Genomic DNA, 13767 nt, shown 5'->3' with positions numbered 1-13767 from the left:
TGCACTGCAGTATCAATCGTGAGGTTGTTTGGCGGCCAAACGCGCGACGTTGGTAGGCCTCATGGATTTCGATTCGCCCTGCCTGAGGACCCATCGTCGTTGCGATGCGGGGCGAAACCCTCGGCAATCAACCCGCTACCGAGGCAAGGCGCAGGTCAGTGTAGATGTGAGTGTGGCGAGGCCATGCGGCATTGGTTCCATCAGGCTGCGGTCTTAGAAGGACCTGCTTTCGTTGTTGTCGCATGCTTTGCGTCAAGGGATTGCGCGCAGCCAGATCCCGCCACATGCACCTGATTTCTGCCTTTGTCCTTCGCCAAATAAAGTGCGTCGTCGGCCGACCGCATCAGGTCCTGAGGCATCGTCCCATGAGCGGGGTAGTGGGCGACCCCGACCGAGATCGTGATGCGGGGCAACGACTTCTCACCATAACGTACGGTCACAGCCTCGACCGCCTGGCGCAGTTTTTCGGCCCGGGTGACGGCTTCTTCAGGGCTGTTGTCCGGCAGGATCAGCATGAACTCCTCTCCACCGATGCGGCAGGCCACTTCATCCCGGTCGCAACCTTGTTCCAACGCTGCGCCTACTGCGCGCAACACCATATCCCCCGCATCATGCCCATGCGTGTCGTTGAATTTCTTGAAGTGATCTACGTCCACAGCAATCAAGCTTAGCCGGGCGCCCGTCTGTTGGCTGCGGCTGATTGATTTGCGCAGCGCATCCGTCATGTGACGGCGATTGAACAGACCGGTCAGCGAGTCGCGCACCGACTGGTCATGCAACTGATCGCGCATCCGCACATTGGCAATCGCCATGCTGATTTGTTCCGCACAAAGCTGCGCCAGTTTCTTGCTGCTATGAAACTCATCATCGCTGCCTTCATGAGCCCGCAGATGCAGCAGACCTACCGTTTCCCCATGCGCCAGAATGGGAAAGCAGAAATATGGCCGCCCGTCATGAGGTTCCGCATGTTCACAAACAAAATCGACCTCGGAGGCGCCGAATTCATAGGTCCTTCCACGGCGCAGTCCCCAGCAGCCCTCGGGGTGGATATGTGTCTTATGGGTGCCCCCATTCCAGCTGGCGCAGCCATCCAACACATCGCGCGAGTTGGAATAGACATATACGCTGCCCTCGGCTTCGGGCAGGATATGGGTCATGAAGCGCGATACCATATCGAACAGCTCGTCCAGAGAGCGACTTGATTGCAGCCATTCATTCAACTCTCCCAACAAGCGCACCTCACGCGCCAGACGCAATTGATCATCCATCAGTTCACGTTCCTTGGCCGACCGGCTTTGCAGCGCCAGAACCTGAAACCGGTTGGTGCGATAGGTCACAAGCGACACCGCACCCAGCGCAATCAGGGCCACCCCGCTTAGAATCGCCAGAGAGACCCGCAGCCGGGTGATAAACGTCCCCCTTAGATCGGTGAAATCGGTGAAGAATTCTATCGCGCCGATAAAACGGCCATTTTTGGTGACCGGCACGAAAACCTCAGCCACGTGGTGCTGGGTGGTATTACTGACGTTTTCGGTATGCAGATCGAGCCCGTCAATCTCGGACAGCGGGACAACTTCCTGAATATAGTGGTTCATGCCGCGCGCTACATCGCTGCGAAAAAAGGCGCGTGGTTCGGAGGTGCCGATTTCATCGGGCCGCGTTGACCAGACGACCTGACCCGCCGTATCGAACAGTTTGAACCGATAGACATCGGATGCCTCGGGCATAGACGACAGAAACTCGGCGTCATGTGGGTCGATCCGGCCCGTGCGCAGCGCTGTTTCCGGGTCTTCCAGATGTAGCACGACCCGGCGCTTCCACAGCTCTGCCTGTTTCAGGATATCGGTTCTGAGCATACGGTCCACCACTGGCGCGGGCAGTGCGTAGATTCCCCATCCCGCAGCAGCGGTCAGCGTAATCAGCAAAAAGGTGATTCCCGCCCATTTCAGCCGATGGCCAAGGGGCTGCTGGTCCGTCTGCTTCATCTTCCACACTCCCAAAACAGTGGGCCAAGCATCATTGGCAAGGTTTGACAGAGGATTAACGACGCCCGCAGGATTGTTTAGAATTGAGCGGAAAGTGCGCGGGAAACCCTGTGAACAAGCCGTGAACAAACCCTTTCCCTTAGCGCGCATCCGGCGTAGTTTGGATTCATGAGCAGTTTTGATGAAATGGACGCCTTCGAAGGCGCATCCCTGTCGGCGCGAGCGATGGCTGCGCGCCCGATGCCGTATCTGGACGAGCTGAACCCGGCCCAGCGTGACGCGGTGGAGCGGCTGGACGGTCCGGTGTTGATGCTGGCAGGCGCCGGAACAGGTAAAACCAAAGCCCTGACGGCACGTATCGCGCATTTGCTGAATACCGGGCGGGCGCGCCCAAACGAGATTCTGTCAGTGACCTTCACCAACAAGGCCGCGCGCGAGATGAAAGAGCGTGTCGGACGCCTGTTGGGGCAGCCTGCCGAGGGGATGCCGTGGCTGGGCACATTCCATTCAATCTGTGTCAAGCTATTGCGCCGGCACGCAGAACTGGTGGAACTGAAATCGAACTTCACCATTTTGGATACAGATGACCAGCTACGCCTGCTCAAGCAGTTGGTTCAGGCCGCCAATATCGACGACAAACGCTGGCCCGCCCGTATGCTGGCCGGGATCATCGATGACTGGAAGAACCGCGCGCTGACGCCGGACAGGGTACCTGCGGCGGATGCAGGAGCGTATAACAACAAGGGTATTGAGCTTTACGCTCAGTATCAGACCCGCCTGCGAGAACTGAATGCAGTGGATTTCGGAGATTTGCTGCTGCATGTGCTGACGATCTTCCAGACTCATCAGGACGTGCTGGAACAGTATCAGCGCTGGTTCCGCTATATCCTTGTGGATGAATATCAGGACACCAACATTGCCCAATACCTGTGGCTGCGGCTGCTGGCCGGGGCGCATAAGAACATCTGTTGCGTGGGCGATGACGATCAGTCGATCTATGGCTGGCGCGGTGCCGAGGTGGGCAATATCCTGCGGTTTGAAAAGGACTTTCCCGGTGCGTATGTTGTGCGGCTTGAGCAGAACTATCGCTCGACCCCGCATATTCTGGCGGCGGCATCGAATGTCATTCGCGGCAACGAAAGCCGACTGGGCAAAGAGCTTTGGACCGATGCGGAAGAGGGGCACAAAGTCAATCTGATCGGCCATTGGGATGGCGAGGAAGAGGCGCGCTGGATCGGCGAGGAAATCGATGCGATGCAGGGCGGGACGCGCGGTATTCGCCCGATGGCGCTGGATGAGATCGCCATTCTTGTCCGCGCCTCGCATCAGATGCGCGCGTTTGAGGATCGGTTTCTGACCATTGGTTTGCCGTACAAGGTGATCGGCGGCCCACGATTCTATGAGCGGATGGAGATCCGTGATGCCATGGCCTATTTCCGGCTGGTCGTCAGCCCGGGTGATGATCTGGCGTTCGAGCGGATTGTGAACACGCCGAAACGTGGGCTGGGGGATAAGGCGCAGCAGACGATCCAGCTGACCGCGCGTGAAAATGGCGTGTCTCTGGTCGACGGGGCGCGGATCGCGGTCGATAACGGGCTGATCAAGGGCAAGGGCGGCAAGGCGCTGCGCGATTTGATTGACGGGTTGGCGCGATGGAATGCAATGACGCGTGGGCCACGGATAGAGATTGACGACGAATCCGTGATTGACGACGGAACCGCGCCTTTGCGCTTTGGCGAACCGGAAGTGTCGCATATCGAACTGGCGCAGATCATTCTGGACGAGGCCGGCTATACCGCCCATTGGCAGAACGAAAAGACGCCCGAGGCTCCGGGGCGGCTGGAAAACCTCAAGGAACTGGTCAATCAACTGGATAATTTCGAGAACCTTCAGGGGTTTCTGGAACATGTCAGCCTTGTCATGGATAACGAGCAGGAGGGCGATGGGGCCAAGGTCTCGATCATGACCCTGCACGCGGCCAAAGGGCTGGAGTTTCCTGCCGTGTTCCTGCCGGGCTGGGAGGATGGTTTGTTCCCCTCGCAACGCTCGATGGATGAAGCTGGTATCAAGGGGTTGGAGGAGGAGCGGCGGCTGGCCTATGTGGGAATTACCCGCGCAGAAGAAGTCTGTACGATTTCATTCGCCGCCAACCGGCGTGTATTCGGGCAATGGCAGAACTCAATGCCCTCGCGTTTCATAGACGAATTGCCCGAGGATCATGTGGAGGTGCTGACCCCGCCGGGGCTTTATGGCGGCGGGCAGGTCTCGGCCGGGATTGAAACCCGCGCGGCCGAGGCGAATGTATATAATTCGCCCGGCTGGAAGCGGATGCAGGCACGGCAGGGGCAGTACGGGATGTCTCAGCCCCGGGAAAGCCGAAATACGGTGATCGACGCGACGGCCGTTGCCAGTTTCACCTTGGGAGAACGGGTGTTTCACCAGAAATTCGGCTATGGCGCGGTGATTGGTATCGAGGGCGACAAAGTTGAGGTCGATTTTGATAAGGCCGGAGTCAAGAAAGTGGTATCGCGCTTTCTGACCAACAAGGACGACGTGCCGTTCTGACAGTTTGCGAGGCTCTGCCTCGCGCTCCGAAGTATTTTTGAACAGAAGAAGCAGGGGGCGTTTTGCGCCCTTTTTTGTGTTTTGGCAAACAAAAACGGCGGTTCCCAGGGAGGAGGAGGGGGAACCGCCGTTCTTTTCAACATCAGGACAGGGAGGAGGAGAGCCCCGATGTATTCGAACCCGGGTTTGATCCCGGTATGGGTAAGACGCGGCGACGTCAGGGAGGAGGAAGGCGTCGCCGCGCGCTTTCAACATCGGGACAAGGGAGGAGGAGAGTCCCGATGTATCAGTGTCCGGCTGTCAGGGCCGGTATAAGAGGCGGCAACGTCAGGGAGGAGGAGAGACGCTGCCGCTGAAATACAGACCCCAAGGGAGGAGGAAGGGTCTGATCCCGGTTGTTTTTGTTGCGCTTAGCGCGCTGTGTAGTTTTCGGTCGCCTGCATTGCGACCCGGCGGATCATCGAGCGGTGCAGGCCCAGATCGGCCAGTTCACGGTTCGAAAGCGCCGACAGTTCGTTTACTGTCTGGCGATAGACGCGATGACGTACAAAGCGGATTTTTACCGCCTCGATCAGAGAGGCCAGTCCGTTTACCTGCACGCCATTCAGCGTTGAAATATTGCTTGCTGCTGCCATCGTTCTATTCCGGTATCTGCGTCACTTGCCGAAGTGTTCGGCGTTTGCTTGAGCTTGAAAATAGGCGAATGCTGCGATTGCACAACACTGATTGGCGTCAATGCCGCTATGCAGAAAATGCATAGATGTCATGGCTTTGTCACTTGACCTTTGAATGCGCCATGAAAACAGGCCTGCCAGGTACATCTTTGTCGAGGCGACCGTTTGGCGGGGCCGGAAGGATCGGCGGATGTGCAACATGTTTGTTCGTATGCGCGCAAATATTGAGCATGCCTAGAGCGCGGAATTTGAACAGATGCCTAACTGCCGCGCCAATATGGGAATTTATGGGCCATCGTTTGAGGTTGGGTTTGTGCGGGCCAGGGCTCTTCGAACCCAACGCTGATTCGACGAATTGGGCGCCTTGAAAGAGGTAATTATCACCTCTTTAGCGAAAAGGCGGAAAAAATATGGGAAATCGTGGGACGAGATTAATCACTCTAGAGACTGCACATTTTGTATGTGTATGCAGCTGTAGCGCAATTTATAGTATCTATACGGCTCTTTCCGCCATTATTATTGCCCGAAGATCGCATTGTGTAAGATATGATTGCCAAATTTTCTATTGATTTCCATGAATTCCCATGTCATCCCTAATACATCCGATGAGGACGAGGCACATGGGGCGCTAAATGACCCCGAACCAAAAAGACTAATCAGGTTTCATACAGGCATCTCGCTTTCATCAACTAAGAGATCCGGCGCGCGGGCGAGCAGACATCCCCCCAGGTGGCGCGCGCAGCTGGACATCCCGCAAGGCGGGTCAATGCGGCGGGTTGATCAGTGGCAGCAGATCAACCCGCCGTTTTTCATCCGGGGGGCGTGAATTTTGAGGTGGGGCGCAAGCGAAAGGGACAGTCGTCTTGGCGCGCAGGTTTAGAGGTGAAAGCCACCATAAGGTGGATGCGAAGGGCAGGGTGTCGATCCCGGCCCTGTTTCGCCGTGTGCTTGAAGCCTCTGACCCAAACTGGCAGCCTGGCGACACTCCTGAGCTTGTGATTGTCTACGGCGGGCAAAGCCGCAAGTTTCTGGAATGCTATTCCATGGAGGCGATCGACGAGGTGGACGCCAAGATTGATGCGCTGCCGCGTGGTTCGACCCAGCGTAAGATGTTGCAGCGCATGTTTCATGGTCAGTCGTTTCCGACCACTGTGGATGAAACCGGACGTCTGGTGCTGCCCGCCAAGCTGCGCGAAAAGATCGGTCTGGAAAAGGAAGCGTTCTTTATTGCCGCCGGCGACACCTTCCAGATCTGGAAGCCGGACACCTATGAGGCCGAAGCCCTGTCGGACGCAGAAGAGTGGAACGAAGAATATCCCGAAGACTTCGACCCGATGCAGTTCCTTGACGGCTCTGGGGCGTGACGGCATGGCCGGCGCCGAAACCTCTTCCGACAAACCCCATATCCCTGTTTTGCTACGCCCTTTGCTGGCCCAGGTTGCGCCTGTGTCCGGTGTCTGGCTGGACGGGACCTTCGGAGCAGGCGGGTACACGCGCGGTCTGTTGGAGGCCGGTGCGGACAAAGTCATTGGTGTGGACCGTGACCCGCTGGCCTTTGAAATGGCCGCGGAATGGGCCGGGGAATACGGCGACCGGCTGGTGATGCAGCAGGGCGCTTTCTCGCGCATGGATGAATATGCGCAGGATCTGGACGGCATTGTGCTGGATCTGGGCGTGTCATCGATGCAGTTGGATCAGGCCGAGCGTGGCTTTTCCTTCATGAAGGACGGCCCGCTTGACATGCGCATGAGTCAGGACGGCGAAAGCGCGGCTGATCTGGTCAACACTGCGACCGAGGCTCAATTGGCCGATATTCTGTTTCATTACGGTGAGGAACGCGCAAGCCGTCGTATCGCCAAGGCAATTGTCAAGGCGCGGACCGAAGAAGCGATCACGACGACCCTGCGGCTGGTCGAGATCATTGAATCCTGCCTACCGCGCCCTAAACCCGGTCAATCGCACCCGGCCACCCGCAGCTTTCAAGGGCTGCGTATCGCGGTGAATGGCGAATATGAAGAGCTGTTTCAAGGCCTTATGGCGGCTGAGCGAGCGCTCAAACCCGGCGGGCAACTGGCTGTTGTGACCTTCCATTCGATCGAAGACCGGATGGTTAAGCGGTTTTTCCAGTCGCGGGCGGGTAAGACGGGGCGGGCGAACAGGTATGCGCCCGAAATCGAACAGGATCAGCCGCAATTCAACCTGAAAACCCGTAAGGCGGTCGGCCCGGATGATCAGGAGTTGCAGGAAAATCCACGTGCGCGGTCGGCCAAGCTGCGTGTGGCAATTCGAACCGAGGCTCCGGCGGGGGAAATTGAGGCCCGCGCCATCGGGATGCCTCAGTTGGGGGGAAGGGCAAGATGAAGAGTATTTTGTATGTGTTGACCGCTCTGTCCGTGTTCGGGCTGGCTTTGTGGGCATATCAGGAAAACTATCGGACGCAGCAGGTGCTGAAAGAAACCCAGTCGCTGCAACGTCAGATCGGGGTTGCACAGGCGCGGCTGGCTGTGCTGAACGCGGAATGGGCGTATCTGAATCGCCCGGATCGTCTGCGCGAACTGGCTGACCTGAACTTTGAACGTTTGGGGCTGTTGCCCCTGAGGGCCGAACAGTTTGGCCGCGCGGATCTAATCTCTTACGGGGAAGACCCTGACTTGCCCGAGGTTGATCCTGTCGAGTTGCAGGCCATCACCGAAGTTCAGGCCGTGATCGAGGTGCAGGTTCCATGACTCGTACCCCGCTTCGCCCCTTAGCCCGTATTCTGGACGCCCGCGCCCGTGGCGAGAACCCAAAGACGATTGAGCGCGAAAACATTCGTCAGCGCCACGAGGACATGAAGGACCGCGCCCGGGCCCGCGCCGAAGGCCGTTTACTGGTTTTGGGTCTGTTCTTTTTCTGCGCGTTCTCGGTGGTCGGGTTCCGCATGGGGATGTTGGCCACGTCCGAGGCGCAGGAGCCGATGGCAAGTGCGCCGGGTGCGTCCATCGCGATGCAGCGGGCGAATATTGTAGACCGCGAAGGGCGTATTCTGGCAACCAATCTGGACACATACTCCGTCTATGCCCAGCCGCCGCTGATGATCGACCCGATTGCCGCCGCCGAACAGTTGGTGGCGATCTTCCCGGACCTGGAAAAGGACCGGCTGGTCAAGGATTTCACCGGCAAGCGCAAGTTCTTGTGGATCAAAAAACGCATCTCGCCCGAGCAGAAACAGGCCGTACATGATATTGGCGATCCCGGCATCCTGTTTGGCCCGCGCGAAATGCGCCTGTATCCGAATGGTAAGCTGGCAGCACATATTCTGGGCGGGTCAGGCTTTGGTCGTGAGGGTGTAAGCGCCGCCGAAGTGATCGGTGTCGCCGGAGTCGAGAAGCAGTTCGACGACTACCTGCGCGACCCGGCCAATGGCAACAAGCCCCTGCAACTGTCGCTGGATCTGACGATTCAGGCGGCGGTCGAGGAAGTGCTCTACGGCGGCATGAAGATCATGAACGCCAAGGGGGCGTCGGCGGTTCTGATGAATGCGCATACGGGCGAGGTGATCTCGGCCGCGTCGCTGCCGTCCTTTGACCCGAATGACCGTCCACGCCCGCCAACCTCGGGGTTTGACCCCTCGGACAGCCCTTTGTTCAACCGCTATGTGCAGGGCGTGTACGAACTGGGCTCGGTTTTCAAAATCTTCACGGCGGCACAGGCCGTGCAACTGGGGCTGGTAAACTCAAACACGATCATCGATACCACTGGGCCGATGAAAATCGGGCGCTTCCCGATTGGCGAGTTCAACGGCAAGAATTACGGCAAGATCAGCGTGGCGGATGTGATCGTCCACAGTTCGAACCGGGGCACCGGGCGGCTTGCTTTGCAGATTGGGTCGCAGCGTCAGCAGGATTTTCTGGATGCGCTGGGCATGTTTGACCCAACGCCGTTCGAAATTGTCGAGGCCAAGGGTGGTGTGCCGCTCAAGCCCAGAAAATGGGGCGAGCTGAGCACGGTAACGATTTCATATGGCCACGGCCTCTCGACCAGCCCTATGCATCTGGCAGCGGGCTATGCGGCCATCGCCAATGGCGGGCATTACGTTAGTCCGACCATTCTGCGGAAGAATGGCGCGCAATATGGCCCCAGAGTCATGTCCCAGAACGCGGCACGGCAGGCACAGAAGATGTTGCGTAAGGTTGTGACCGATGGCACGGCCAGCTTTGGCGATGTGCCGGGCTATGCGGTTGCGGGTAAGACCGGTACGGCAGACAAGCCGAAGCCGCGCGGCGGGTATTACGAAGACAAGGTGATTGCCACCTTTGCAACGGTCTTCCCGGCCTATAATCCGCAATACGTTCTGGTCGTCACACTGGATGAGCCGTCGATTGTGGCATACGGCGAAAAACGCCGCACTGCGGGTTGGACAGCGGTGCCTGTCACCTCGGAACTGATCGGTCGTGTGGCCCCTTTGTTGGGGCTGCGGCCCCGGCTTGAGCCTGAGGCGGGCGCTGCTATAACGCTGACTTCGAATTAGGCTGTCCGGCAAGAGGTGGGTCATGGGCAATCGGTCAAAGAAACTCAGCCAACTGGCCCTGACCGCGCGGGGTGGCGCAAATCCCGACATCACCGGGCTGGCGGTCGACAGCCGCGAGGTCAAGGATGGTTTTCTGTTCGCGGCCTTGCCTGGCACGCGCGTACACGGTGGAGAGTTCATCCAATACGCTTTGCGCATGGGCGCTGCGGCAATCCTGACCGATGCTGAGGGCGCGGAAATCGCCGCCGAGGAATTGGCTGCGTCTGACGCTGCATTGGTTGTCGTCGAAGACCCGCGTCAGGCTTTGGCGGGTTCTGCCGCATTGTGGTTTGGCGCCCAGCCGCGGACCATCGTGGCCGTCACCGGAACCAATGGAAAAACCTCGGTTGCCAGCTTTGTGCGCCAGATCTGGACCGAGCTTGGCCATGCAGCCGTTAACCTCGGGACGACAGGTGTCGAGGGGGCTTGGACGGCCCCGCTGGCCCATACGACGCCCGAACCCATCACCCTGCATCGTTGTCTGGCCGAAGCTGCAGAAAACGGCGTGACCCACGCCGCGATGGAGGCTTCCTCACACGGGTTGGAACAGCGCCGTCTGGACGGTGTGCATCTGGCCGCCGCTGGTTTCTCGAATTTCACGCAGGACCATCTGGATTACCACGAAACGTTTGAGGCGTATTTCAACGCTAAGGCCGGGTTGTTTGACCGTGTCCTGCCGCAAGACGGAACGGCTGTGGTGAATCTGAGCGACCCCAAAGGCGGTCAGGTCCGCCGTATCGCGGAACAACGGGGGCAAGAGGTTCTGACCATTGGGTTGGGCGATGCCGACCTGTGTCTGCTGAATCAGCGATTTGACGCAACAGGGCAAGATCTGAGATTTTCCTGGCAGGGCAAGGCGTTCCAGACCCGTCTTAATCTGATCGGAGGATTCCAGGCTGAAAATGTCCTGCTCGCCTGCGGCTTGGTTATTGCGGCAGGTGACGACCCTGAACGGGTATTCGAAACTCTGCCGCATCTGACGACCGTGCGCGGGCGTATGCAACTGGCGGCAACCCGTGAAAACGGCGCGGCGGTATTTGTCGACTATGCGCATACTCCCGATGCTGTGGCCACGGCGCTCAAGGCCATGCGGCCGCATGTCATGGGCCGTCTGATCGCCGTTGTCGGCGCAGGTGGTGACCGGGACGCAACCAAGCGTCCGTTGATGGGACAAGCGGCTGCGAACCATGCAGATGTGGTGTTTGTTACCGATGACAATCCGCGCAGCGAAGACCCTGCTGCAATCCGGGCCGCCGTTATGCTGGGTGCGCCCGAGGCGACAGAGGTCGGCGATCGGGCCGAGGCGATCCTACGCGGCGTAGACGCGTTACAACCCGGGGACGCTTTGTTGATCGCCGGTAAGGGGCATGAAACCGGGCAGATCGTGGGCGATCAGGTGCTGCCTTTTGACGATGTGGAACAGGCCAGCATTGCAGTCGCCGCGCTGGATGGGCGGGTCGCATGACGCTGTGGACTGCGCAGGAGGCCGCTGAGGCCACAGGTGGGCAAGCCACTTCGGACTGGACGGTCGATGGTGTGTCAATCGATACGCGGACATTGCAATCGGGCGATCTGTTTGTCGCCCTGACGGCGGCGCGGGACGGGCACGAATTTGTTGCGCAGGCTTTGGAAAAAGGCGCTGGCGCCGCACTGGTGTCGCGTATACCCAAAGGGGTCCCGACGGATGCTCCGTTGTTGATCGTTGATGACGTGCAGGCGGGGCTTGAGGCTTTGGGACAGGCCGCCCGTGCCCGAACCGATGCGCGGGTTGTTGGTGTGACGGGTAGTGTCGGTAAAACGTCCACCAAAGAGATGCTGGCGACGATATTGGAAACACAGGGCAAAACCCATGCCAGCGTGGCCAGCTACAACAATCATTGGGGGGTACCGCTGACCCTGGCCCGGATGCCCAAGGATGCGGACTTTGCCGTTATCGAAATCGGCATGAATCATCCGGGCGAGATTGCGCCTCTGGCCCGGCAGGCCCGCCCGCATGTGGCTTTGGTAACAACCGTCGCTGCCGTCCATCTGGAGGCTTTCGACTCGGTGGCAGGCATTGCACATGAGAAGGCTGCCATTTTTGAAGGGTTGCTCGAAGGCGGAGCGGCCATCGTCAATGCAGATATTGAACACACACATATTCTGCGCGGATGCGCCATGGATGCCGGTGCCGGTGTTGCCGAGTTCGGGCGCGGCGCGGCGGACTACGTTTTGACTGAGGTACGGCCGTCTGCCGACTCGGTCGACGCGCAAGCGCGGGTCGGGGACGAAACCTTTGCGTTCAATGTCCATTCGGCTGGTACGCATTTTGCCATGAACGCCTTGGGCGCACTGGCCGCCTGCGTCGAACTGGGCGTCGAGCTGGATCAGGCCATCACGGGTCTGGGCCGCTGGTCTCCGGTGGCCGGACGTGGCGTGCGTGAGAGCTTGCCTCTGGCTGGTGGTGGCCAGATTGAACTGCTGGATGATAGCTATAACGCCAATCCGACCTCGATGGAGGCCGCGCTGGATGTGCTGGCCGCATCAAAGGGCACCCGTCGCATTGCGTTTCTGGGCGACATGAAGGAATTGGGTGCGCAGGAACTGGCTATGCATGCCGCCATGGCGGATGTCGCAGCGATGGCACATATCGATCAGGTTCATTGCATTGGCCCACTGATGCGGGCCCTGCATGACGCCCTGCCGGAGGCGAGGCGTGGATTGTGGTTCGAGACCAGTGAAGAGATGGCCGCGCGCCTGCCTGAACTGGTCCGCGATGGCGATACGGTGCTGGCCAAGGGCTCTCTGAGTATGTCTTTGGCACGGATTGTTGACGGTTTGCGGAAACTGGGGCATGGGGGCGTGCTTGATCCATGACCGTCGCTTAAGAGGGGTTTTGTAATGCTATATTGGTTGACCGCCTTGTCGGACGGAGGGGATTTCTGGAACCTCTTCCGCTACATCACTTTCCGCGCTGGCGGCGCCTTTCTGACAGCGCTTGTGTTTGGGTTTCTGTTTGGCAAACCCCTGATCAACGTGCTGCGCAAGAAACAGGGCAAAGGCCAGCCGATCCGCGATGACGGGCCCGAAGGGCATTTCAGTAAGGCCGGTACGCCGACCATGGGCGGTTTGCTGATCGTCGGCGCGCTGGTGACCTCGACATTGATCTGGGCGCGGTGGGATAATCCCTATGTCTGGATGGTTCTGTTTGTGACGCTGGCCTACGCAGCCATCGGATTTGCCGATGACTATGCAAAAGTGTCCAAACAGAATACCAAAGGCGTTTCCGGCAAGATGCGAATGGCGCTAGGTATCCTCATCGCTGTACTGGCCGCGCTCTGGGCGACCCTGCATCACCCCGAAGGGCTGCAGAACCAACTGGCTGTACCGGTGTTCAAGGATACGCTGATCAATCTTGGTATCTTCTATCTGCCTTTTGCCATCGTCGTGATCGTAGGAGCCGCGAACGCAGTGAACCTGACCGATGGGCTGGACGGGCTGGCCATCATGCCAGCAATGATTGCGGCCACGACCCTTGGGATTATTGCCTATGCGGTCGGTCGGGTCGACTTTACCGAGTATCTGGACGTGCATTATGTGCCTGGAACCGGCGAGATCCTGATCTTCACGGCAGCGCTGTTTGGCGGTGGGCTTGGGTTCTTGTGGTATAATGCCCCGCCCGCTGCCGTGTTCATGGGCGACACCGGCTCGCTGGCGCTGGGCGGCGCGCTGGGGGCTATTGCCGTGGCCACCAAGCACGAACTGGTTCTGGCCGTGGTCGGCGGTCTGTTTGTGGTCGAAGCGCTGAGTGTGATCATTCAGGTTCTGTACTTCAAACGCACCGGCAAGCGGGTATTTCTGATGGCCCCGATCCATCATCACTACGAAAAGAAAGGCTGGGCGGAACCCACGATTGTGATCCGGTTCTGGATCATCTCGCTGATCCTGGCGATGATCGGTTTGGCGACCCTGAAAGTTCGGTAGCACTCCCGCCAGGTTCGGCAGGCCTGCGGCC

General features: G+C 58.8%; 10 protein-coding genes. 8 read left to right on the top strand and 2 right to left on the bottom strand.

Going from position 1 to position 13767, the window contains the following annotated elements; translation table 11 throughout:
• Positions 1–200 precede the first annotated feature (200 nt).
• Complete coding sequence (locus tag ACP0GE_RS06115) at positions 201–1985, bottom strand: diguanylate cyclase (protein ID WP_424831102.1); 1785 nt, start codon at positions 1983–1985, stop codon at positions 201–203.
• A gap of 168 nt (positions 1986–2153) precedes the next feature.
• Between ACP0GE_RS06115 and ACP0GE_RS06110 the strand changes: the two genes are divergently transcribed.
• Positions 2154–4550 carry an ATP-dependent helicase gene (locus ACP0GE_RS06110; RefSeq protein WP_424831101.1) on the top strand — a complete coding sequence of 799 codons (2397 nt, stop codon included), beginning with the start codon at positions 2154–2156 and terminating at the stop codon, positions 4548–4550.
• A gap of 410 nt (positions 4551–4960) precedes the next feature.
• Here ACP0GE_RS06110 and ACP0GE_RS06105 read toward each other — a convergent pair whose 3' ends face one another.
• Positions 4961–5185 (bottom strand): DUF1127 domain-containing protein, encoded by a 225-nt coding sequence (locus tag ACP0GE_RS06105; protein WP_424831100.1) that lies wholly within the window; start codon positions 5183–5185, stop codon positions 4961–4963.
• A 902-nt stretch (positions 5186–6087) separates the two neighbouring features.
• Here ACP0GE_RS06105 and mraZ point away from each other — a divergent pair.
• The 7 genes from mraZ to mraY are packed head-to-tail and all read left to right on the top strand — an operon-like array spanning position 6088 to position 13736.
• Complete coding sequence (gene mraZ / locus ACP0GE_RS06100) at positions 6088–6588, top strand: division/cell wall cluster transcriptional repressor MraZ (RefSeq protein WP_424831099.1); 501 nt, start codon at positions 6088–6090, stop codon at positions 6586–6588.
• Between the two features lie 4 nt (positions 6589–6592).
• Entirely contained in the window at positions 6593–7585 is a 993-nt protein-coding gene (gene rsmH, locus ACP0GE_RS06095; RefSeq protein ID WP_424831098.1) for a 16S rRNA (cytosine(1402)-N(4))-methyltransferase RsmH, read from the top strand.
• On the top strand, positions 7582–7950 hold the full coding sequence (gene ftsL / locus ACP0GE_RS06090) for a cell division protein FtsL (RefSeq protein WP_424831097.1): 369 nt from the start codon (positions 7582–7584) through the stop codon (positions 7948–7950). Before rsmH ends, ftsL begins: the two co-directional genes overlap by 4 nt.
• On the top strand, positions 7947–9734 hold the full coding sequence (locus tag ACP0GE_RS06085; RefSeq protein ID WP_424831096.1) for a peptidoglycan D,D-transpeptidase FtsI family protein: 1788 nt from the start codon (positions 7947–7949) through the stop codon (positions 9732–9734). The genes ftsL and ACP0GE_RS06085 overlap by 4 nt, the downstream gene beginning before the upstream one ends.
• Before the next feature lie 22 nt (positions 9735–9756).
• A complete protein-coding gene (locus ACP0GE_RS06080) occupies positions 9757–11238 on the top strand; it encodes a UDP-N-acetylmuramoyl-L-alanyl-D-glutamate--2,6-diaminopimelate ligase (RefSeq protein WP_424831095.1) in 1482 nt (493 codons plus the stop codon).
• On the top strand, positions 11235–12629 hold the full coding sequence (locus ACP0GE_RS06075) for a UDP-N-acetylmuramoyl-tripeptide--D-alanyl-D-alanine ligase (RefSeq protein WP_424831094.1): 1395 nt from the start codon (positions 11235–11237) through the stop codon (positions 12627–12629). The genes ACP0GE_RS06080 and ACP0GE_RS06075 overlap by 4 nt, the downstream gene beginning before the upstream one ends.
• Before the next feature lie 24 nt (positions 12630–12653).
• Positions 12654–13736: a phospho-N-acetylmuramoyl-pentapeptide-transferase gene (mraY, locus tag ACP0GE_RS06070; protein WP_424831093.1), complete on the top strand. Its 1083-nt coding sequence runs from the start codon at positions 12654–12656 to the stop codon at positions 13734–13736.
• Positions 13737–13767: the final 31 nt, after the last annotated feature.

The sequence above is a fragment of the Ruegeria sp. genome (assembly GCF_965243365.1).
In the GTDB taxonomy this organism is placed as follows: domain Bacteria; phylum Pseudomonadota; class Alphaproteobacteria; order Rhodobacterales; family Rhodobacteraceae; genus Ruegeria.
This window is presented reverse-complemented; position numbering and strand designations above follow the sequence as displayed.